This is a genomic window from Vibrio rotiferianus (assembly GCF_002214395.1).
Lineage (GTDB): Bacteria > Pseudomonadota > Gammaproteobacteria > Enterobacterales > Vibrionaceae > Vibrio > Vibrio rotiferianus.
The window spans coordinates 415,559-439,407 of the sequence record NZ_CP018312.1 but is presented as its reverse complement, the minus strand read 5'-3'; the positions used below and the strand labels follow the sequence as shown (position 1 = coordinate 439,407).

Annotated in this window: 18 protein-coding genes; 7 read left to right on the top strand and 11 right to left on the bottom strand. The window is 46.1% G+C overall.

Translation table 11 applies throughout. From position 1 onward, the window contains the following. Positions 1-57: 57 nt before the first annotated feature. The 10 genes from BSZ04_RS11155 to hrpB all read right to left on the bottom strand — a co-directional run bounded on the left by BSZ04_RS11155 (position 58) and on the right by hrpB (position 16,727). Positions 58-1,089 carry an ABC transporter ATP-binding protein gene (locus BSZ04_RS11155; protein WP_088880405.1) on the bottom strand — a complete coding sequence of 344 codons (1,032 nt, stop codon included), beginning with the start codon at positions 1,087-1,089 and terminating at the stop codon, positions 58-60. Beyond that, a complete protein-coding gene (locus BSZ04_RS11150) occupies positions 1,089-2,714 on the bottom strand; it encodes an ABC transporter permease (protein WP_038884268.1) in 1,626 nt (541 codons plus the stop codon). Before BSZ04_RS11150 ends, BSZ04_RS11155 begins: the two co-directional genes overlap by 1 nt. Before the next feature lie 99 nt (positions 2,715-2,813). Continuing rightward, positions 2,814-3,827, bottom strand: a complete 1,014-nt coding sequence (locus BSZ04_RS11145; RefSeq protein WP_010450132.1) for a Fe(3+) ABC transporter substrate-binding protein — start codon at positions 3,825-3,827, stop codon at positions 2,814-2,816. A 153-nt stretch (positions 3,828-3,980) separates the two neighbouring features. Then, a complete protein-coding gene (locus BSZ04_RS11140; RefSeq protein WP_010450134.1) occupies positions 3,981-5,210 on the bottom strand; it encodes an ammonium transporter in 1,230 nt (409 codons plus the stop codon). Positions 5,211-5,235: 25 nt separating this feature from the next. Continuing rightward, on the bottom strand, positions 5,236-5,574 hold the full coding sequence (locus BSZ04_RS11135; RefSeq protein WP_010450136.1) for a P-II family nitrogen regulator: 339 nt from the start codon (positions 5,572-5,574) through the stop codon (positions 5,236-5,238). 188 nt (positions 5,575-5,762) lie between these two features. After that, complete coding sequence (locus BSZ04_RS11130) at positions 5,763-6,131, bottom strand: YacL family protein (protein WP_088880404.1); 369 nt, start codon at positions 6,129-6,131, stop codon at positions 5,763-5,765. 482 nt (positions 6,132-6,613) lie between these two features. After that, positions 6,614-9,202 (bottom strand): bifunctional aconitate hydratase 2/2-methylisocitrate dehydratase, encoded by a 2,589-nt coding sequence (acnB, locus tag BSZ04_RS11125; protein WP_088880403.1) that lies wholly within the window; start codon positions 9,200-9,202, stop codon positions 6,614-6,616. A 270-nt stretch (positions 9,203-9,472) separates the two neighbouring features. Continuing rightward, a complete protein-coding gene (locus BSZ04_RS11120) occupies positions 9,473-11,788 on the bottom strand; it encodes a patatin-like phospholipase family protein (protein WP_088880402.1) in 2,316 nt (771 codons plus the stop codon). Between the two features lie 87 nt (positions 11,789-11,875). Further along, on the bottom strand, positions 11,876-14,266 hold the full coding sequence (mrcB, locus tag BSZ04_RS11115) for a penicillin-binding protein 1B (RefSeq protein WP_088880401.1): 2,391 nt from the start codon (positions 14,264-14,266) through the stop codon (positions 11,876-11,878). Beyond that, positions 14,259-16,727: an ATP-dependent helicase HrpB gene (hrpB, locus tag BSZ04_RS11110; protein ID WP_088880400.1), complete on the bottom strand. Its 2,469-nt coding sequence runs from the start codon at positions 16,725-16,727 to the stop codon at positions 14,259-14,261. The genes mrcB and hrpB overlap by 8 nt, the downstream gene beginning before the upstream one ends. 66 nt (positions 16,728-16,793) lie before the next feature. Between hrpB and sfsA the strand changes: the two genes are divergently transcribed. The 7 genes from sfsA (at position 16,794) to panC (ending at position 22,730) form a co-directional block, all read left to right on the top strand. Further along, the gene (sfsA, locus tag BSZ04_RS11105; protein ID WP_071235310.1) at positions 16,794-17,510 is read left to right on the top strand and encodes a DNA/RNA nuclease SfsA; all 717 of its coding nucleotides are present in this window, start codon (positions 16,794-16,796) and stop codon (positions 17,508-17,510) included. Between the two features lie 136 nt (positions 17,511-17,646). Further along, a complete protein-coding gene (gene dksA / locus BSZ04_RS11100; protein ID WP_010450149.1) occupies positions 17,647-18,093 on the top strand; it encodes an RNA polymerase-binding protein DksA in 447 nt (148 codons plus the stop codon). An 88-nt stretch (positions 18,094-18,181) separates the two neighbouring features. After that, complete coding sequence (gene gluQRS / locus BSZ04_RS11095; protein ID WP_010450150.1) at positions 18,182-19,045, top strand: tRNA glutamyl-Q(34) synthetase GluQRS; 864 nt, start codon at positions 18,182-18,184, stop codon at positions 19,043-19,045. Between the two features lie 102 nt (positions 19,046-19,147). Then, entirely contained in the window at positions 19,148-20,515 is a 1,368-nt protein-coding gene (pcnB, locus tag BSZ04_RS11090) for a polynucleotide adenylyltransferase PcnB (protein ID WP_010450152.1), read from the top strand. Beyond that, entirely contained in the window at positions 20,512-20,997 is a 486-nt protein-coding gene (gene folK, locus BSZ04_RS11085; RefSeq protein ID WP_010450154.1) for a 2-amino-4-hydroxy-6-hydroxymethyldihydropteridine diphosphokinase, read from the top strand. Before pcnB ends, folK begins: the two co-directional genes overlap by 4 nt. Before the next feature lie 24 nt (positions 20,998-21,021). Further along, positions 21,022-21,816 carry a 3-methyl-2-oxobutanoate hydroxymethyltransferase gene (gene panB, locus BSZ04_RS11080; RefSeq protein WP_088880399.1) on the top strand — a complete coding sequence of 265 codons (795 nt, stop codon included), beginning with the start codon at positions 21,022-21,024 and terminating at the stop codon, positions 21,814-21,816. A gap of 11 nt (positions 21,817-21,827) precedes the next feature. After that, complete coding sequence (panC, locus tag BSZ04_RS11075) at positions 21,828-22,730, top strand: pantoate--beta-alanine ligase (RefSeq protein ID WP_071235309.1); 903 nt, start codon at positions 21,828-21,830, stop codon at positions 22,728-22,730. A gap of 62 nt (positions 22,731-22,792) precedes the next feature. Here the strand turns inward: panC and BSZ04_RS11070 are convergent, their stop codons facing one another. After that, positions 22,793-23,722: a Kdo(2)-lipid IV(A) acyltransferase gene (locus BSZ04_RS11070; protein WP_088880398.1), complete on the bottom strand. Its 930-nt coding sequence runs from the start codon at positions 23,720-23,722 to the stop codon at positions 22,793-22,795. Between the last annotated feature and the right edge of the window lie 127 nt (positions 23,723-23,849).

The following is a 23,849-nucleotide window of genomic DNA, read 5'->3' as shown; positions in this document are numbered from 1 at the left end:
GAAGAACACTTGCCCGGCGACATACCCGCCGGGCCTTTTTATTTTTGACGATACTACTTAGGCGAAAGCCAACACGCCTTGAGTTTCGACTTTCACCGTCACACTATCACCAACATTCAACGCTTGGGTTGAAGTTGCCAACAGTCGGTCACCATTGACATCAATCACGTAGCGGCAGTGGTCACCCATAAAGTGCTGCTCAAGTACTTTGACCGCACTCTCTTCATCAGCAGCAATTTGCACATGTTGAGGGCGAAGCAGTAATGCACATTCTGCATCAACTTGGATTTCTTGCTGAGCATTGGCTTCCACCACACCAAGATGAGTTTCAAATTCACTTTCAGAAATGCGCTTCGCTGCAAGGTAGCTACCACCACCTAAGAAGTCTGCAACAAATTTGCTCGAAGGCTGGTAGTAAAGCTCAGAGGCTGTTCCATATTGCTCGATTACACCGTGGTTCATTACTGCCATCTTATCGGCAAACGCAAACGCCTCTTCACGACTGTGAGTAACGAAAATTGCGGTAACGCCTTGCTCTTTAAAGATTTTACGGATCTCTCGGATAAGTTCATGGCGAACTTGGGTATCGATATTGGAAAACGGTTCATCCAACAACAGAAGATCAGGTTTGTAAGCCAGTGAGCGGGCAATCGCCACGCGCTGCTGCTGACCACCAGAAAGCTGGTGAGGATAACGATCACCGTAGCCTTTAAGGTGAACTAAGCCGAGCATTTCTTCTACTTTGAGAAGCTTTTGCTGCGCCGTTTCATTTTTCAAGCCAAAAGCGATGTTCTCTGCCACTGTCAGATGCGGAAATAAGGCATAGTCTTGGAAGATCATACCGATATTACGCTGCTCTGGTGGTAACCAGTTTTCACCGTCATCAATAGTGAGACAATTCAAGCTCATTTGACCAGAGCTTAGCGGCAACAAACCAGCAATGGCTTTCAATAGCGTTGTCTTACCGCAACCACTCGCGCCGAGCAGGCACACGATCTGTCCTTGTTCAACTTCTAATGAAAGTGATTCAAGGACGGTTTGATCGTCATACTGACAAGTTAGGTTTTTAATCGATAGTGCGCAGCTCATCAGTGATTTTGCTCCAGTGAACGGTTAACAACAACAAGCGGGATCAACCCAACTAGGACCAGTAATACTGCTGGTAGAGCAGCAAGTTCCAAATGCTCGTCCGAGGCGAAGTTGTATACATACGTCGCCAAGGTTTCAAAGTTAAATGGACGCAATAATAGTGCAGCATTGAGCTCTTTCATCGACTCAATAAACACCAACAAACCAGCAATCAGTGCACCACGTTTAACCAGAGGGAAGTGCACTCGCCAAAGCATGGTATTAGGCGTACAGCCCATGGTACGGGAAGCCATATCTAGCGACGGAGAGATCTTATTTAAGTTACTTTCGACACTACCAATCGCCACAGCGGAGAAACGCACCACCATCGCAAAAATCAGCGCAAACATAGAGCCAGAAAAAATCAGTCCAGGTCTGCCCCATTCCATCGCTTTAGCAATATCGTTAACACGGTGATCCATAAACAGCACTGCCACCATGACACCAATCGCAAGTACAGTGCCTGGAACCGCATAGCCCATTGAAGACAGACGCATGAAAGCTAAGCTAGAGCGGCCGCCGTTTACGCGTTGACTGAAGTTCACAGTCAATGCAATCGCAACACCGATGATGGCAGCCACGACTGACACCACCAAACTGTTCCATGCATATTCACGAAACTCCGGTGTCCAACTTTGTGCAAAGTAAGTAATCGCGTAATCAATTAACTGTAGCAATGGGAAGATGAACGCAATTGCTACCAAACCCCAACACCAAATCAGTGCGCCCCACTTTCGCCAACCTTTTAGCTCATAACGGAAATCTTCATGACTATTAAACTGGCTTTGGAATAACTTCTGTTTGCGGCGGCTGTAGCGCTCGGCACTCAGTAACAACACCACAATCATCAACATCATGGCTGAGATCTTCGCGGCTGCATTTAAGTTCGAGTAGCCTAGCCAAGTATCGTAAACGGCAGTAGTCAGCGTGTTCACCGCAAAATAGCTGACGGTGCCGAAATCGCCAATGGTTTCCATTGCAACCAGAGACAGGCCAACAGCGATAGAAGGCCTGACAAGCGGCAAAGAGATGCGCCAAAAGCTTTCCCAAGGAGAACATTTCAGTAAGCGTGCACTTTGTAACAAAGAGACGTTCTGTTCCATAAATGCCGCTCGGCAAAGCAAGTAAACGTATGGGTAAAGAACAAGAGAAAGAACGAAAGTGGCACCGCTCAAGGTACGGATATCAGGGAACCAATATTCGCCAGGTCCCCATCCCGTTATATCACGCAAAAAGATCTGAATCGGCCCAGCAAAGTCAAACCAATCAGTAAAGATGTAACCAATGATATAGCCCGGCATCGCAAGCGGCAGAACCAGTGCCCACTGCAACCACTTCTCGGTTGGCAGCTTGCACATCGCCATAAACCAAGCACTTGGGATTCCAAGAATCAAAGAAAGGAGCATCACACCTGCAGTCAGGACTACGGTGTTATAGATGTAGGTTGGCATAACCGTCGACATCAAATGTGTGAACAGGTCATCCGTCTCGCCAATGGCGGTATAGAAGATCGCTAAGATCGGCAAAACCAGTAACAGGGTAATCACCCCACTACTGGTTTTCCATAGAGAATGTTTATTCTTCATTGCCTAAATACTGCAAGGCTGTATGAAATACAGATGCGTCTGCAAATACATCTCATATCCTTTAATCAAATGGGGGTATAGTTATACCCCCACATGGAATTAAAGGTCAAATTTCACTTCATCTAGTAGCTTAATTGCCGCTTCGTGGTGAGAAGCGATATCGTCTAGAGAAACCGTATCCGCTTTGAAGTCACCCCAAGATTCCACAAGTTCAGAACGCTTAACGCCTTCTTTTACTGGGTACTCGTAGTTTACTTCTGCGTACATTTGCTGCGCTTTGTCACCCGTTAGGAATTCCATTAGCTTCACAGCGTTGTCTTTGTTTGGAGAGAACTTAGCCATCGCCATACCAGAGATGTTTACGTGTGTACCCGTTGTCTCTTGGTTAGGGAAGTTGATGTATACCGCATCAGCCCAAGCTTTTTGCTCTTTGTCGTTAACCATCTTACCTAGGTAGTAGCTGTTACCTAGAGAAACGTCACATAGACCTTCTTTGATTGCTTTAACTTGAGCACGGTCGTTACCTTGAGGCTTACGAGCTAGGTTCGCTTTTACGCCTTCTAGCCATTCTTTTGTCTCAGCTTCACCGTGGTGCGCGATCATAGAAGACACTAGAGATACGTTGTAAGGGTGCTTACCGCTACGCGTACAGATTTTGCCTTTGAATTCTGGCTTCGCTAGATCTGCGTAGTTGAAGTCGTTACCTAGTTTGCCAACACGGTCACGTGAAGAGTAAACGTTACGAGTACGTAGAGTCAGAGCAAACCACTCGTTTTCTTTGTCTTGGTACTGTGCTGGTACGTTTTCTTCGATGATTTTGCTATCTACCTTTTGAACTAGACCTTTGTTAGTCAGCTCCGCTAGACGGCTGATATCTGTAGTAAGGATTACGTCAGCTGGGCTGTATTCGCCTTCTTGAGCCAACTTCTCTGCTAGGCCTTTTTTGGCAAACTTCACGTTTACTTTAATGCCAGTTTCTTTAGTGAACTCGTTGAACATTGGCTCAACTAGGAAAGGTTGACGGTAAGAGTAGACGTTCACTTCTTCAGCAGCCATTGCTGTTGGAGCTAGAGTAGCGCAAGTAATCGCTGAAAGAGTTAGCAGTTTTTTCATTGTTTAATCCTTTACCATGCTAATGATAACGTTTATCAGTTGCGTTATTATATGCATGTTCAGTAGGAAAACAATGATGCTGCACAAAAAAACCTGCTCATCAGAGCAGGTTTTTGATTATTTACTTTGTAACTATTTATTTCAATATGACTGTTATTTCACAGTAACAAATTCAGGGTAGGCACCGACACCACAGTCATGCATATCCATACCTTCAAGCTCTTCTTCTCCCGATACGCGAATGCCGATGGTTGCTTTTAAGATTGCCCATACCACAAGGCTCGCACCGAATACCCAAGCAAAGATAACAGCCGCACCTAGAAGCTGTGCGCCGAACGTTGCATCACCATTACTTAGCGGTACAACCATTAAACCAAAGAAACCACACACACCGTGTACAGAGATAGCACCTACAGGGTCATCAATCTTCACTTTATCTAGACCGATGATACTGAATACCACTAGCGCGCCCGATACTGCACCGATTGCGACTGCGTAAAGTGGTGATGGTGATAGAGGATCTGCCGTGATGGCAACAAGACCTGCCAATGCACCGTTAAGAATCATAGTTAGATCAGCTTTACCCCAAGTCGTTTTACATACGAGTAATGCTGCGATTGCACCTGCTGCCGCTGCTGCGTTTGTATTAAGGAAGATTTGACCTACCGCTGTCGCGTTTTCAAAATCAGATACCATCAACTGAGAACCGCCATTGAAGCCGAACCAACCAAACCAAAGAATGAACGTACCCAATGTAGCTAGAGGCATGTTTGAACCAGGAATTGGGTAGATTTCGCCATTTTTACCGTATTTACCTTTACGAGCACCCAGAAGTAATACACCTGCAAGAGCTGCTGCTGCACCCGCCATGTGTACGATACCTGAGCCAGCAAAGTCACTGAAACCTGCTTCTGATAGGAAACCACCGCCCCATGTCCAGTAACCTTCCATTGGGTAGATAAATGCCGTCAGCACTGCAGAGAAGATGAGGAAAGACCAAAGCTTCATACGCTCTGCTACCGCACCAGATACCACTGACATTGCTGTTGCGACGAATACCACTTGGAAGAAGAAATCCGACTCTAACGAGTGATCTGCGCCTTCACCTTGTGTGCCAATTAGCGCACCAAATGATGGTAACCAGCCACCTTCGCCATTATCAACGTACATAATGTTGTAGCCGACCAATAGGAACATGGTACAAGCAATCGCGTACAGACAGATGTTTTTGGTTAGAATTTCTGTTGTGTTTTTCGAGCGAACTAAGCCCGCTTCCAGCATGGCAAAGCCAGCTGCCATCCACATAACCAACGCACCAGAAATGAGGAAGAAAAAGGTGTCGAGTGCGTAACGTAATTCAGTTACCGTTGTTGTTAATTCCATGATAGTTCTCCAATCCCTTGAATTCTTAAAGTGCTTCTGCGTCCATTTCACCAGTACGAATACGTACTGCTTGATTTAGGTCGTAGACAAAAATCTTACCGTCACCAATCTTTCCCGTTTGAGCCGCTTTAGTGATGGCCTCTACCACACGATCCACATTGTCTGCATGGGTTGCGATTTCTAGTTTTACTTTTGGTAGAAAGTCGACTTGATACTCGGCGCCACGGTATAGCTCCGTGTGGCCTTTCTGACGACCAAAACCTTTAACCTCTGATACTGTCATCCCTTCAATACCGACATCAGCCAATGCTTCGCGCACATCGTCTAATTTAAAAGGTTTTATAATGGCATTAATGATTTTCATTGAATCTTCTCCGCAGCTTTCATCCTGAAACATTTGTATTAATCCAAGCGGCGTGCCAACTTTTTATCTTGTTGATTTATATGGAATTAGCAAAATTAACAAACTTATAAACAAAAAGGGCGCACCATATCGGTGCGCCCTTCTCACAAATATAAGGCAACCCTAATTAGGCTCCCCAAAACTGTGCGTTAAATGTTCAAAAAGTCTTTCCATTGCTCTATCAGGGTACAAAAGTCTTCAATACCACAACTGGCTGTACTCTCTACATCGTAGAAGTCAAACTCGCTTTCCATTTCCACTTCATACTCATGGCCCAATGCGTTTTCTTGCACTAGCACCTCGTCACCATGGATCATCAAACTGATCTCTGCACCGGTTAATCTATGCTCTTGAGATGGCGAAGAAAATGCCTGATCAATTAAGGCTTCAACTTGCGCGATTTTCGCTGGGTCTTTACCAATTTCTTCTTGCAACCAACGACCTACAATCTCGTGCCCCATGCTGCATTTGACATAGTATTCGCCCATCAATGTGTTGCGGATGAATTCAAATTCCATCGTGATCGCCTTTTCGTATCAATTTGGTGCGGAGTATACAGGGAGATGTTGAATGGGAGAAGCGGGAGACGGGAGCTCTCTCCATGGCTTGTTTAAAAGAGATTCCCGACAGCACTCCTTCGTCGCTTTCGGGAATGACATCGTTTTTTCTCTCAGCTATTTAATCGTCATCCTCAAGAGCGAGGCACAAGTGAGTTGGGGATCTCTTAATACGTAGCCTAAAAGAGATTCCCGACTGCACTCCTTCATTGCTTTCGGGAATGGCATCGTTGTTACTCTTAGCTATTTAATCGTCATCCTCAAGAGCGAGGCACGAGCGAGTTGGGGGTCTCTCAATACGTTGTCTAAAAGAGATTTCGACTACCCCCTCCCTCACTCTAGGAAACGGCGTAGTTCTAGTATCTCGAAGCGCAGCGTTCCACAAAAGAAAGCGCCCACCAAGTGGTGGGCGCTTAATTAAGTATTAGCAAAGCTCGCTAAAATTATGCAGGCTCTTGGAAGATAACCTCTGCCGCTTTCTTGGTGTACTCATCCATCTTGTGGAAGTTCAAGTAACGGTAAGTATCTGCTGCTGTTGCATCGATTTGCTTCGCGTATTCCAAGTACTCTTCCTTCGTTGGAATCTTACCTAGAATTGCACCAACCGCTGCTAGCTCAGCTGAAGCAAGGTATACATTTGCACCTGTACCTAGACGGTTCGGGAAGTTACGCGTTGAAGTCGACATTACTGTTGCTTTGTCTGCTACACGTGCTTGGTTACCCATACATAGCGAACAACCAGGAGTTTCAATACGAACACCTGCGCGGCCGTAAATACCGTAGTAGCCTTCTTCCGTCAGTTGGTCGCGGTCCATCTTCGTTGGTGGCGCTACCCATAGACGAGTATCTAGTTGACCACCGAATTGCTCTAGCAGTTTACCTGCTGCACGGAAGTGACCAATGTTAGTCATACAAGAACCGATGAACACTTCATCAATCTGTGTGCCTTGAACTTCTGATAGAAGACGAGCGTCATCTGGATCGTTCGGTGCACATAGGATTGGCTCGTGAATATCTGCTAGGTCGATTTCGATGATGTGCGCGTATTCCGCGTCTGCATCCGCTTCCATCAACTCTGGGTTAGCCAACCACTCTTCCATCGCTGTGATGCGACGCTCGATAGTACGACGGTCGCCGTAACCTTCCGAGATCATCCACTTAAGCATGGTGATGTTTGAGTTTAGGTATTCTTCAATAGACTCTTGAGACAGCTTAACGGTACAACCTGCCGCTGAACGCTCCGCTGACGCATCCGATAATTCGAAGGCCTGCTCAACCGTTAGGTGCTCAACACCTTCGATTTCTAGTACGCGACCGGAGAATTCGTTGATCTTACCTGCTTTCTCAACCGTCAATAGACCTTGTTGAATTGCGTAGTAAGGAATCGCATGTACAAGGTCACGTAGCGTAATACCCGGCTGCATTTCACCTTTAAAGCGCACCAAGATTGACTCTGGCATATCCAGTGGCATAACACCTGTCGCGGCAGCGAATGCAACCAGACCGGAGCCTGCTGGGAATGAAATGCCTAGAGGGAAACGAGTATGCGAGTCGCCACCTGTACCTACAGTATCAGGTAGAAGCATACGGTTTAGCCATGAGTGGATTACACCATCACCCGGACGAAGTGATACACCGCCACGGTTCATGATGAAGTCAGGTAGCGTGTGGTGCGTGTTTACATCGACTGGTTTTGGATACGCAGACGTGTGACAGAATGACTGCATCACAAGATCAGCTGAGAAGCCCAGACACGCAAGGTCTTTTAGCTCATCACGAGTCATAGGACCGGTTGTATCCTGAGAACCAACTGTCGTCATCTTAGGCTCACAGTATTGACCTGCACGTACACCTTCAACGCCACATGCTTTACCCACCATCTTCTGAGCTAGCGTATAGCCTTTATCAGAATCTGAAGGGTCAACTGGCTTAGCAAATAAATCGGTTTCTTCTAGACCAAGTGATGCACGAGCACGGCTTGTTAGACCACGACCGATGATAAGAGGAATACGACCACCAGCACGAACTTCATCAAGTAATACTTTGCTCAGTTCAAAGTTAGAGATCTCTTCACCGTTTTTACGCACAACACCTTCGTATGGGAAGATATCAATCACATCACCCATATTCATGTTTTGTACGTCTAGTTCAATTGGTAGTGCACCAGAATCTTCCATCGTGTTGTAGAAAATTGGAGCGATCTTACCACCCAGACAAATACCACCGGTGCGCTTGTTTGGTACGTATGGGATATCTTCACCCATAAACCAAAGCACTGAGTTAGTCGCTGACTTACGAGAAGAACCGGTACCAACAACATCGCCCACATAGGCCAGTGGGATACCATCTTTTTGCAGTTCTTCAATTTGATTGATAGGACCAACGCTGCCTGGTTGATCTGGCACGATGCCATCACGTTCCATCTTCAGCATCGCTTTCGCGTGTACTGGGATGTCAGGACGAGACCAAGCATCTGGTGCTGGAGACAAGTCATCGGTGTTGGTTTCACCAGTAACTTTAAATACTTTAACAGTAATCTGTTCCGCGACTTTCTTCTTCGATGTGAACCATTCTGCGTCCGCCCATGATTGCAGGACTTGCTGTGCGAATGCATTACCAGCTTTGGCTTTCTCTTCTACATCATAGAAAGCATCGAACATCAGTAGGGTATGAGACAACGCTTTAACTGAAATTGGCGCCAGTAGATCATCGTCTAGGAATTCAACTAGAGGAGCGATGTTGTAACCGCCTTGCATCGTACCTAGTAGCTCAGCCGCTTTTTCACGGCTTACTAATGGTGATTCCACTTCACCTTTTGCTACCGCCGTTAGGAAACCTGCTTTTACATAGGCAGCTTCATCTACACCCGGTGGGATACGGTTCTCTAGTAGGTCAAGAATAAATGCTTCTTCACCTTGTGGGGGATTTTTCAGAAGTTCAACAAGTCCAGCAACTTGTTCAGCGTCTAGCGGTTTAGGAACAACTCCTTCGGCAGCACGCTCTTCGACGTGTTTACGGTAGGCTTCAAGCACGACTTTTTTCCTCTCATTGCGGTTCCTCCTTTTTAATTACTATTTTTCAAAGTAAAGGAGTGAACATCCTTGGAAACTTGGCTCTCCATTGCCCTTGTTTTCATTCAATTCTGATTGAGAAACAGCGCCGTAGAGGCCAAACTGTGGGCGAAAGGATAGCAAATTTAACGTTAAATTAAAATCTCATCATTTTGACCAACATAGCAACTTACGACTAAAGTCCGGTAAATTTTGGCTAAATATGCGGAGATCTTGCTATCCTACTCCCGGTTATTTAAATGATGTTCCAACGATCAGGTACACTGCATCTAAATTCTGCTCTGTACGACCGTATGCCAACATGATCGGCCCAACTGGAGAGTCTACTCCAAAGAAAACCGACGCAGCATTATACAGTGGCGCCTCATGCAACTTGAGATCGTTGTCTGACCAAACACCACCGTGTTCAAGGGACGCACCTAGATAAACAGGTGCTTCAAACAGCCCGAAGTCGTTATCCATCCATTTATAACGATACACCAAGCTGGTATAGAATAAGTTTTGTCCAATTAAGCTATTACGTGGAATGCCTGACAAATTCAAAAAGCCGCCAAGTTCACGAGGGTCAAGAGGGATAGAAGAATTTTTGCTCTCAACAAAGCTGTATTCCGCCTGTCCGACTAAAGTATGACGGCTATGGGTCACCGCCCCTTTAAAACGCGCCGTAATTTCGTACACGGTATCTTCAATATCACCCTCAACATTGGTTTGACGAAAATCCTCTGGACTCTTGTCATGAGATACCAAGTAATCTAAATCAATCAACATACCTCGCGTAGGAAACGCAAAGTCATCCAAAGTATCTAAACGATAATTGGCAAACACTCCTAGGCGGTTGTAGTCAAAAGTCCCAGCTGAAGCAATCGTAGACGCTTCGATCTCACCTTTGGTATAACGACCACCAACGCGAAACTCTTGCCATAGAGTAGGCTGCACGCCTGCCGCGAGCTCAGCAATGAACTCGGTATAAGAAACCGGAAGGAAATCATACACTGAACCTATATCCGGATTTTCTATGTCACTAAAAGGCCAGTTGCGATTTTCATTGTTGTAATTGAGCTTACTGGAAACAAACAGCTGTTGACTTGAAAGCACTGGCGAATAGAGTTCTGCTTCGATCAACTTATCAGTGCCCATATCAACATTGAACGTCAGCTCCGCACCATGCGAGTTTAAGTTGGTGAAATTTGCCGACATTCCAATGCCATACTGACTGTCAGTATTGAAGTCGTCTTCCAAGAAGAATCGAAAGTTGAGGTAGTTTGGTCCCCATGACTTTTCGTTTACCTCAAAGACCAGTAGGTTGACGCCTTCGATCTCTTCAAAGTGGTAAGTAATCAGTTCAAAACGATCCAATGCGTATAGATTTTCTACCGCTTTTTCGATCTCAGCAGTGGTTAACTGACGTCCAGTATCAAGCTCTAAACGGTTGGTAAGAAGCACATCAGTATAGTGGGTATTATTCACTAGCACGATCTGATCAACAACGCGCTCATCACCATATTCAAGGTCTTTTCGCGCGGTCTGCTTGTGCTCAATGTACTCTTGATATTCCGCGTTCGAGACACTCAGCCCCTTGAGCTTCGACTCAAGCTTTTTTGTAATCTCGTAGCCTGCTTGAAACGCACCTGGCATTTTGTTGAATTCAACTGTCTCCATCTGCCCCACATCAGGACGAATATAAACATCATCGCCGTGTAACGTTTCTGCTTGTTCTTGTGTGCTGCGACGAACAAGGTAGTTGGAAAGCTGATCTGCTACGGTGAATAAACCAGTGAAGTCTTCTTTGGTTTTATAGTCTGTACTGATATCCACCGCAATCACGATATCGGCGCCCATTGCACGAGCAACATCGACTGGCATGTTATTGACCACGCCACCATCCACCAGCATATGGCCATTCAGTTCATATGGCGGGAGTGCACCAGGCACCGACATACTCGCCATCATCGCATCCACCAAATAGCCGTTGTCTAACACAACTTCTTCTAGTTCGACGATGTCCGTCGCGACGGAGCGATAGGGAATAGCGAGATCATCAAAAGAATCAAAACGTCCAAGGTTGCCTGTGGTTTCACGCAAAATACGAAGCATATTTTGCCCTTGCACGACCCCCGTTGGTGAGCGAACTTCACCAAACCTTAATCCTAGGTCTGTGGTGATTTGATAACGGTCTTCATATTCTTTGTCGCGGACACGACGTTGGCTGCGGTCAACACGGTCTCGGTAACCACTGTTCCAATCGACGCTGTAGATAAAGCTTTCGATTTCATCGGCACTCATGCCAGTAGCGTAAAGGCCACCAACATAAGCGCCCATGCTAGTACCAGTGATGATATCAACCGGGATATTCATTTCTTCAAGCGCCTTGAGCACACCAATGTGTGCGGCACCTTTCGCTCCACCACCAGCGAGGACGACAGCAATTTTAGGTCGAGAGGAGTCTTCTTCGAGATGTTTAGCAAAGGAAGGCGTTGCAATCAAAAAGGAGCAGACCCACAACGCAAAGCAACGTATCCATGGGTTCGTATTTGACCTTTTGAACATTCATTTCTTCCTTTACTGAATATTGAACACCTACTTTTACTAAGAATTAAACAACTGCACAAGTCAGCGATGGTGTTTTTGGTGGTCCTACCAATCAAATAAGCTGTTCAACCAGTTCGATTTTTTTTCACACTGTTGCTTAATTTGCCCGGTTTTATCCCACACTGGCAGTTTGTACTCACTACGACAATTCATTTCCAGCGCACCATTCGTCGCTTTCTGAAAACCTAATGTGGTCACTTCATTCGGCCATGGCAGCTCTAGTCGCTCTGGAATACGCTGTTTCAAGTATTCAGCATACACACGCAATGCGCCACTAGACCCAGTTAGTTTAGTCGATTTATTATCATCGCGACCAAGCCAAACGGTGGTGACTTCTCGCCCATCAATACCCACAAACCAACTGTCACGGCTATCGTTACTCGTCCCCGTTTTACCTGCTAATGCCGCCCATGCGAATTGGCTTTGTAGGAATCGGCCCGTACCTTGTGCAACACCTTGCTTCATCGCATAAGTCGTCAGCCAAGCAGCTTGCTGATCAACGGCCTGAGTTGAGCGGGGCAGCGATTGATAAATCACATTGCCATCCATATCAATCACCGAGCGTAATGCAGAGAGTTTCGCACGTTTACCAGAGTTCGTTACTGTTTGGTACATTTGTGCTACTTCAAAGGGCGTTAACGAAAATGATCCTAAGAACATCGAAGGAACAGGGCGGATCTCGCTCTTATCTACACCAAGGCGCTCTAGTGTGTCTGAAACTTCTGGAATTCCTAACTGCATACCCAAGCGCACGGTAGGCACATTGAGTGATTTTGCTAAGGCTAGATATAACGGCACATCGCCACGGAACTTACGGTCGAAGTTGCGCGGTGACCAAACCGTCCCTTTACTTCCTTTCAAGCTTAACGGCGTATCATGTAACGTCGTCGCCAAATTGTATTTTTCTGGTTGCTCCAATGCCGTCAAGTAAATTGCGGGTTTAACTAAAGAACCAATTGGACGACTAGCATTCAATGCGCGGTTAAAACCTTCATAACCAACACGCTTACCACCGACCATGGCACGGATTTCACCACTATGACGATCCACTGCGACAGCGGCGGCTTCAAGATCTTTGCCAGCACGTTTAGCAAGCTCAGGCACTTTCTTCGCAATGGCTTGCTCTAACTTACTTTGAGAGACTGGATCTAGAGAAGTAAATAAACGCAGGCCGGTTTCAGCCTTGAAGTTATCTCCTACCTTCTCTTTCAACTCGATATTCAACTGCTGAAAGTAAGCAGGCTGGCGACTGGCAATACGTGGATGACTCTGCGTATCCAGAGGACGATTCACGGCTTGTTCATACTGCTGCGCAGTAAGCATCTCTTGTTGCATCAAAAGACGCAGTACCAAATCGCGACGAGTTTTCGTGCGCTCTGGGTAGCGAATAGGGTTGTAGTAAGACGGTCCTTTTACCATCCCCACTAGCATAGCGAGTTGGTCAATACGCAACTCTTGGATCGGCTGGCCGAAGTAGTAACGCGATGCCAGTGCAAAACCATGAATCGCATCCCCGCCACTTTGCCCCAAATACACTTCGTTTAGATAAGCTTCTAAAATACGATCTTTGCTGTAGCGGTAATCTAGAATCAGAGCAATGTATGCTTCACGGACTTTTCGCCATAAGGTTTTATCACGCGTCAGGAAAAGGTTTTTCGCTAACTGCTGAGTAAGTGTACTGCCACCTTGCACGGTGCGTCCGGCTTTGATGTTAGCAACTAAAGCACGACCAATAGCCAGTGGTGATACACCATCATGTTGATAGAAATCACGGTCTTCCGTTGCAAGAAGTGCATCGACAAGGATCTCAGGAAACTGATCTCTGCGTAAGAAAAGACGTTGCTCATTTTGATCTTTTTCTAGCATGCCCAACATCTTAGGCTCAATGCGTAAGTAACCCAGATCGCCTTTAGATTCTAAGGATTGAATGCGTTTTAGACCACTATCAGAAAAGTGCAGCATGACATGACGATCAGGCTCTGGGCCATCGGCAAATTCAAATGGACGACGGATCAACTCAATACGCGTTGAAGAAGAAGAGTATTCACCAGGGTAACGAGGCTGACTTACCTTACGGTAGTTCAATACATCAAGCTCATTACGCATCTCTTTGATGGTAATATTTTCCCCTGGGCTTAAGTGAAGAATTCGCGCATAAACCACTGTCGGGAGGTCAAACAACTGACCATCAAAACGGTCTTTCACCACGCTATCGAGATAAATACCGACAAACAACAATACCGCCGCTAGTGCAATGCCCGCTTTCCAACTAAATGACCACATAGCTTTTAGCCAAGAACGGTTACTACGCTCTGGTTTTTTGGATGGTGACTTTCTCGGACGTTTTGCACCACTTTTTTTCGCGGGTGTCGTTTTGCTTGACGTTGTTTTCTTGGCAGGTGCTTTTTTCGCTCCTGGCTTTTTAGTATCAGTCATTATTCATTTGTCTTTTAGTTTTCGTTGTCGCTACATGAGTCGCAGGGTCGTCAGGCCAAACATGTTTAGGGTAACGGCCCTTCATCTCTTTTTGCACTTCTTTGTAGCTTCCCGCCCAAAAGGCTGCTAAATCCGTTGTCACCTGTAGTGGCCGCTGAGCTGGAGACAACAACTCTAACACCAATCGCTTACGACCTTGCGCCACCGTTGGAGAAGTGCTTTCTCCAAACACTTCTTGCATACGCACCGACAGCACAGGCTCATGACCAAACTGGTAACGAATGCGCTTTTTCGAGCCAGTAGGTAAGCGATAATCTTCAGGTAACCACTCATCAATCTGTTGATTCAAAGGCCAACCTAGTCGAGCATTTAAGGCTTCTACTAAGTTCACCTTAGCTAAATCTTTCACCGACGAGAGCGTGTTCATGTACGGCTCTAGCCACCCTTCTAAGCTATCAAGCAAACTGGCGTCATCAACGCTCGGCCAAGGTTGCTCGGGTAACCATTCCACTGCACAACGAATACGTTCCAGTAAACTCTCCGCTGCAGGTGACCAGTTTAGACTCTGTAAGCCTTGACGGCGGACATACGTGAGTAAAGCTTGTGTCATTTTTTCTTTACCCGGACTCGGCAAGGCTTCGCGCTTAATCACCAGTTGACCGAGCTTGATTTGGCGTTCGGCAATCAAACGGCCTTTTTTTTCATCCCAATCAACCATTTCTTTCGTATTAAAAAGGTGCGCGAATGTTTCTTGTAAGCTATTGATATCTAAATCACACGCCAAGTTAATTTGGCTGGAACTAGAGTGCGAACGCATCAAATCAATCGCCACCAAATACTCACAATCTCCCAGCGTCTCTTCTGGTCGACATTCAGCACCATGTCCATTCGACAGAGTAAAACGACCATGTTGATTAACGCGCTGCTGAGCGATTCGATCAGGAAAAGCCAGGCTTAACACCAATGGCAGCAATCGCTCATCGACATTTGATAGACGAAATGCTGCATCCAATTTGTAAGCTAAGTTCTGAGCACGCTTACTCAATACGGTTCTCTTAGAATGCGTGCTACTCATCCACCGATGTAGGCTATGAGAGATATTAGTGACATTACGCTCTGGTTCTTCAATAAGGGCGACTGCCGCTAGCGCAGTATTTAGCATCTTTTCGCTGTGTTGCTGAGCCTGAATCAGCATTGCGGCCGAACGGGGTTCAACGCCCAGCTCATGTGCCGTCTTACCTTCAGGAGTCAGTTGACCTTGCTCGGTAAGCAATCCTAGAGAAATCAGCAACTGTTTAGCTTGAGCAAGCGATGCCGAAGAGGGAATGTTTAGCCATTTAAGGTCAGAGATATCCCCAGCGCCCCAAAATGCCAGCTCCATCACCAAGCTTGCTAAGTCAGAATGCAGAATTTCCGGTTGCGGTACTTGTGGTTGCTGTTTGAATTGGCTTTCAGAATATAAACGAACACAAATGCCCTCTTCGATACGACCTGCTCGGCCAGCTCGTTGAATCGCCGAGGATTGCGCCACACGAACTTGTTCCAATCGCGTTAAACCATTCTTCAAATCAAAGCGTGCCACACGTTCCAATCCCGAATCCACCACCAAGCGAATTCCCTCAATAGTCAATGAGGTTTCGGCAATATTGGTCGCCAACACGACTTTCCGTTTACCAGAAGAAGCCGGTGAGATGGCTTTTTGCTGCTCGGCAAAGCTAAGTTGGCCATACAGAGGACACACTTCAACGTTATCAGGTAGGTGCGATAAACGCTCTTCCACCTGTTTGATGGCTGCGACGCCTGGAAGAAAAGCCAGCAGAGAGCCCGACTCTTTGTGTAGTAAGCTCTCTATCGTTTTTGCCATAGATGTAGGCAGATGATCGTTCGCACCAAGCGGTAAATAGCGCGTTTCCACCTCAAAGCTACGACCTTCCGATTCAATGTAAGACGCTTCTGGTAGCAAGGATTGCAAAGCATCTTGATCGAGCGTTGCAGACATTACGACCAGTTTCAAGTCGTCTCGCAGCGCTTCTTGCACCTCTAAACTGAATGCTAGTGCCGTATCAGCATGAATACTGCGCTCATGAAACTCATCAAAAATCAGCAGATCAATGCCATCTAACTCCGGGTTATTTTGGATCATGCGCGTCATGATCCCCTCGGTCACAATTTCAAGTTGCGTGCTCTTACTCACCTTTGTTTCACCACGAACACGATAACCAACGCGCTCCCCGACTTGCTCTCCCAACTGCTGCGATAAAAAACAAGCAATGTTACGAGCAGCAAGGCGTCGAGGCTCTAACATCACGATTTTGCCTGTCACGGTTTGATTATTGAGAAGTTGCAGCGGGAAATAAGTGGATTTACCGGCACCAGGGGCGGCTTTGAGGATCACTTGATGTTGATTTTTGACCGCCGTAAGTAATTGTGGCATCACGGCTTCAATCGGCAATTGTGACAAAGGAAATACCCTATGTTGTAATGTTGGCTACATTGTACATAAAAACCTTCTTGGCTAAATAAGCAAATGCAATTCAACCCCACTCTAGAGTCAGCAACTCTGCTCAAACGCTACAAACGCTTCCTTGCCGATATCGAACTAGATAGTGGTGAAGTTCGCACCATCCATTGTGCCAATACTGGAGCAATGACGGGCTGTGCAACACCGGGCAATAAAGTTTGGTATTCCACTTCTGACAATCCTAAGCGCAAATACCCAAACAGTTGGGAGCTTAGTGAGACCGCACAAGGACACAGAATCTGTATCAATACTGCTCGCGCTAACCAATTAGCGGTAGAAGCCATTGAAAATAATGTGATTTCAGAACTGATTGGGTATGACCAACTTCAAACTGAAGTGAAATATGGCAATGAAAATAGCCGAATTGATATCTTGCTCAGCGCAAGCAACAAACCAAAGTGCTATATAGAGGTGAAGAGCGTCACCCTGCTTGATGAGAAGAATTCATCAGGACAAGGATATTTCCCAGATGCCGTGACAACTCGAGGACAAAAGCACCTAAGAGAGCTCACAGAAATGGCACAAACTGGAAGTAGAGCCATACTTTTATTCACTGTTTTACATTCAGGTATTGAAAAAGTATCTGCGGCACACCATATAGACGCGAAATATTCAACGTTACTAAAACAAGCACAAGAAGCGGGAGTAGAAGTTCTCTGCTATAAAGCTGAACTAAGTAATACTGAAATCAAACTAATCTCTGCTATTGAATTTATCAATTAAGAGAAAAAATGATGTCACCTTCACAATGACGATAAGTTTGCGATTCAGTAATTGCCTGCACCGCCTCTTTTTGCTATAGATACCCGCCTTAAATTGACTGCAAAGCAGTTGACTAGGTGTAAGTAGGAGATGCTGTATGCCAGAATCAAAGAAGAAAACGATAGGCATCCTAGCCATTGCCGGTGTGGAGCCATATCAGGAAAAGCCTGGTGAAGAGTACATGTCACCAGAGCAGGTTGAACACTTTACAAAGATCTTAACAGCTTGGCGTAATCAGCTCAGGGAAGAAGTCGATCGCACTGTACACCATATGCAGGACGAAGCAGCAAACTTCCCAGATCCAGTTGACCGAGCTTCTCAAGAGGAAGAGTTCAGCTTAGAACTGCGTAACCGTGACCGTGAGCGTCGCTTGATCAAGAAGATCGAGAAAACACTAGATAAAATCACTGAAGAAGACTTCGGCTTCTGTGAGTCTTGTGGTGTTGAAATTGGTGTTCGTCGCCTAGAAGCGCGTCCAACAGCAGACCTTTGTATTGACTGTAAAACACTTGCAGAAATCAAAGAGAAACAAATGCAAGGTTAATCAACCAAGCATCATGATTATTGAAAGGGAGCTCAGGCTCCCTTTTTGTTTTGGCTTAGCCCTAATAGAATAATTTCGAGATACACGCATGACACGCTATGTGGGTCGATTTGCCCCATCCCCTTCAGGCCCTTTACATTTTGGTTCCTTAGTCGCAGCACTAGGCAGCTACTTTCAAGCAAGAGCCCAGCAAGGCACTTGGCTTGTTCGCATCGAAGATCTTGATCCTCCACGAGAAATGCCTGGCGCATCAGAAATGATTCTAAATGCTCTAAAGGCCTATCAGCTGCATTGGGATGGAGAGGTGGTTTATCAAAGTGAACGACACGACCTTTATCAAGCACAGATTGACGCTTGGTTAGCTAATGGTGATGCCTATTACTGTCAGTGTACGCGTAAGCAAATTAAAGAGCACGGTGGTTATTATCCCGGCACTTGTCGAGACAAGGGCTTGAAAGAAGGCGCGATTCGCCTAAAAATGACCAAGCCGATCGCTAATTTTCTCGATCAGAAGCATGGTTTGATGGCCATTCCTGAAGCGTTAGTAAATGAAGATTTCATTATTAAACGTCGAGATGGATTATTTGCCTATAATCTTGCGGTAGTATTAGATGACATTGACCAAGGTGTAACCGAGGTTGTCCGTGGTGCCGATTTAATTGAGCCCACTGGCCGTCAAATCAGCTTGTACCAAATTCTTGGGCAGCCAGAAGTGAGCTACCTGCATTTACCATTGGCGATGGACACCAATGGCAACAAGCTGTCCAAACAGAACCATGCGACAGCTATTGATGTCGACAACCCAAAGCCAGCTCTGCTGCATGCCATGACGTTTTTAGGCTTCGATATCCCTGAGGAAATTGAAGCGGCCAACGTGGATGAAATACTGCGTTGGGGATGCGAAAATTGGGACTTAGAACAACTTCCAGCAGAGATCGAGATCACACCGTGATTCTCAAATGGCACTGTGTAGGCTATCATTAGCCGCAAAATTGGCCCTAGAGGCATAAAAAACTAACCAAAGCAAAATTGGATTAAACCCAGTTATTGCCAGATGCACATGAATACAAACGACTATACAACAAGCGAATCTGCCATGATCCCAGAACTCGCTCTCAATGTAATTACTCGTGAAGAGCACAACATTTCGCGTAAGCAGATCAGTGATAATGCACTGAAGGTGCTATACCGACTAAACGGTGCCGGTTTCGATGCTTTTCTTGTGGGTGGCGGGGTTCGAGACTTACTGCTTGGACAAAAACCAAAAGATTTCGATATCGCAACCAACGCGACACCAGAACAGATCAAACAGCTATTTAGAAACTGCCGTTTGATTGGTCGTCGCTTCCGTCTCGCACATATTATGTTTGGCCGAGACATCATCGAAGTTGCGACCTTCCGTGGTCACCACCAAGAGCAAAAGAACAAGAACGTCTCCCAGCAGTCTAAAGAAGGCATGCTGCTTCGTGACAATGTTTACGGCACTATTGATGAAGATGCAGAGCGCCGTGACTTCACGATTAACTCGATGTACTACAACATCGCAGACTATTCGATTCACGACTATGCTCGTGGCATTGAAGATTTAGAAGACCGCCTAATTCGATTGATCGGTGATCCAGAGACCCGCTATCGAGAAGACCCTGTACGTATGCTACGTGCAGTTCGCTTTGCGGTGAAACTCGACTTCGATATCGAAGAGGATACCGCAGCACCAATTGAAGAAATGGCTCCACTGCTGCGTGATATTCCATCCGCTCGCCTTTTCGAAGAATCTCTGAAGATGCTTCAATCTGGCCATGGTCTAGAAACCTACCACCTATTGCGCGAGTACAACCTATTCCAACAGCTATTCCCAGCAATTGCAGAGCACTTCACTGAAGAATACGAATCTCATACTGAGCAAATGCTCGATTTAGTACTTGATTCAACCGATATGCGTATCGAAGAAGGCAAACGTATAAACCCTGCGTTTATGTTTGCTGCAATGTTGTGGTATCCACTGTGTGCGATGGCAGACAAATTGATGGAACAGCGCAATCTGTGCCATTACGATGCGATTATGGAAGCGAGTAATATCATTCTTGATGACCAAGTTCGTACCATCGCAATTCCACGCCGTCATACCGCAACCATTCGTGAAATTTGGCAGCTGCAATTACGTCTTCCACGACGTAATGGTAAGCGCGCGTTCCGTCTAATGGAGCTCAATAAATTTAGAGCTGGCTTTGATTTTCTTGAAATGCGCGGTGAAATTGAGGGTGGTGATACTCAGAAGCTTGCCAAGTGGTGGGAAACTTTCCAAAATGCAGGCCGAGAAATGCGCCAAGCCATGGCTGCCGACCTAGATGGTCAAGCACCAAAAACTGGCCAACGCCGCCGTAAAACCTATCGCAAGAAAAAGAGCAAGCCAAAGTCATGATCACAGCGTACATTGCGGTAGGCAGTAACTTGGCTGATCCTGTCAGCCAAGCGAAACAAGCAATTGAGGCTTTAAAAACGCTACCAAACTGTGAGTTTGTGCAAGCCTCTTCGCTTTACAGCAGCACGCCAATGGGACCACAGAATCAGCCGGATTACATCAATGCGGTGGTGGCGATAAAAACCAATTTGACGCCTCTTGAACTGCTCGATTGCACTCAAGCAATTGAGCAAGAGCAAGGGCGTGTCCGTAAAGACGAACGTTGGGGTCCAAGAACCTTGGATCTCGACATGATTCTGTACGGCAATGAGGTGATTGATTCCGAAAGACTGACAGTTCCACACTATGGAATGAGAGAGCGCGAGTTCGTACTCTACCCTCTTGCGGAAATTGCACCAAGTTTACAACTCCCAGACGGGACCGAGGTGTCGTCACTACTTAAACAAGTAGATCGAAACGGCCTCAGCATTTGGCAGTCATAGCCAACTCCTAGTGAGGAAAAAACAATGAAAAAAATGACCATTAACGACCTGATTAAGTGGAAGCAAGAAGGTCGTAAATTTGCTACTTCAACTGCATACGATGCAAGCTTTGCCCAACTTTTTGAAAGCCAAGAAATGCCGGTTTTATTGGTAGGTGACTCTCTAGGCATGGTTCTGCAAGGTAAGACAGACACATTACCTGTGACCGTTGAAGACATCGCTTATCACACACGCTGTGTGCGCGCTGGTAGCCCTAATTGTCTATTGATGGCTGATATGCCATTCATGAGCTATGCAACGCCTGAGCAAGCGTGTGAGAACGCAGCAACGCTAATGCGTGCTGGTGCAAACATGGTAAAAATCGAAGGCGGTGATTGGTTAGTTGATACCGTTAAGATGCTAACTGAACGTGCTGTTCCAGTTTGTGCTCACCTTGGCCTAACACCTCAATCTGTAAACATCTTTGGTGGTTACAAGGTACAAGGTCGCGATCAAGAAAAAGCGGATCGTATGGTTAAAGACGCTCTGGCATTGCAAGAAGCCGGTGCTCAAATTGTTTTACTCGAGTGTGTTCCTGCTGACTTGGCAGCGCGCATTACACAAGTACTTGATGTGCCAGTGATTGGCATCGGTGCTGGTAATGTGACAGACGGTCAAATTCTTGTAATGCACGATATGTTTGGAATTTCGGCGAACTACATGCCAAAATTCTCGAAAAACTTCCTTGCTGAAACAGGCGATATGCGCAAAGCCGTGGCTCAATACATGGCTGATGTTGAAAGCGGTTCATTCCCAGACGAAGCACATACTATTGCCTAGAGGATAAATGCATGCAAACTTTTGCGGAAATCTCAGCGATTCGTGAACAGGTAAAAACCTTTAAGCGTGAAGGTCGTAAGGTAGCGTTTGTCCCAACCATGGGTAACCTACACGAAGGCCACTTAACGCTTGTTCGTAAAGCTCGCGAATACGCGGATGTCGTTGTCGTAAGCATCTTTGTAAACCCGATGCAGTTTGACCGTGCAGACGATTTGAATAACTACCCTCGCACTCTAGAAGAAGACCTAAGTAAACTAGGTGGCGAAGGTGTAGAACTGGTGTTCACTCCAACACCAGAAATCATCTACCCTGAAGGCTTAGACAAACAAACATTTGTTGACGTCCCTGGTCTATCAACCATCCTCGAAGGTGCATCTCGCCCAGGTCACTTCCGTGGTGTTACCACCATCGTAAACAAACTGTTCAACATTGTTCAGCCAGATGTGGCTTGCTTTGGTGAGAAAGACTTTCAACAGCTTGCTGTGATTCGCAAGATGGTTGATGACCTAGCAATGGACATTGAGATCATTGGCGTACCAACCGTACGTGAAATGGACGGCCTTGCAATGAGCTCTCGCAATGGCCTGCTTACCATTGATGAACGACAACGTGCACCGGTTTTAGCACGCACTATGCGTTGGATCAGCAGCGCGATGCGCGGTGGTCGTGACGATTACGCTTCTATCATTGAAGATGCGAACGATCAGCTACGCGCAGCAGGTCTACAACCTGATGAAATCTTCATCCGTGATGCACGTACACTTCAGGCCATCACAGCAGAGACCACACAAGCGGTGATCTTGATGTCTGCTTTCTTAGGAAAAACACGCCTAATCGATAACCAAACGGTTGATATGGTAGTCGAAGCTAAAGAAGAAGAATCAAGTGAAGATGACTCTGCAAATGCTGAGTAAATCGAAGTCTTAAATGAAAAGGTCGGCGCTAAGCCGACCTTTTTTACATCTGCTAATTTGATTTATGAGTAAACACATTTAAGCCCTTCTGGACGAGTCTTAAATCGCTTGTGTAACCACATCCATGCTGGAATATCTCGCTTTATCATCCCCTCGATTTCTTGATTCAAAATACTCGCCGCTTTAACCGGATTGCGTCGTTCAAATTGCTCGCTCAGGTCCTCACCAATATAAAGCGTATATTGGTTGTCTCTCATGACTGTCACTCCAGACATCACCGCACACTTGGTTGCATCAACCAACACACTCGAGCCAGCCGTGCTTGCCGCCTGTTCGACGGCGAAGAAAGGTACGAATACCGAATTGTTCATCCCATAATCATGATCCGGTAAGTACCATAATCGCTTGCCATTTTTCAGGACTTTGAGCATCGATTTTACGTCTTTCCTGTCTATCATTTGATGCCCACATCGAGTTCGACCACGGTGCTGAATGAACTCATAAGCGGGGTTTGAGTTCGGGCGATATACACCGTAGCCTTCAGCAAATTGACTAAAGATTCTCGCCGTCATTTCCAAATTGAGGTGATGACTGCATACTACTAGCACACCTCGCCCATTCTTTTCCTGCTCAAGTAAACGCTCTTTGCCCACAACTTTAGTTAGATGCTTCACTCGCCACTCAGGCCAAAACCAAGCCATACCCGTTTCAATCAGTGCCATACCAGTGTACTTAAAGTTTGCTTTTACCAGCTCCTCACATTGTTGATCGGTGTATTCAGGAAAACAGAGCTTGAGATTGCGCTTAGCAATTTCTCGGCGACGCTTCATTGGCAGCATAGCGAGAGAGCCGATACCTCTTCCCAATACTCGCAACAACGGATACGGCAGAACATTGACGACAAACGCTAACAAGCCGAATGCAAACCAAACAGACCAGTATTTAGGAAGAAGCAATTTAAAGGAAAAAGAAGGAGATGGAACGGTATTCATGGCTTCACTCATTTACAACAGATGTATTTACGACAGATGAGTGAAACCTAGCATGTAAAAAGTCGAAAAATTGTATGGGAATGTATTGGTGTGCATAGAAAAAGAGCAACCCCAATAGCTGCTCTTT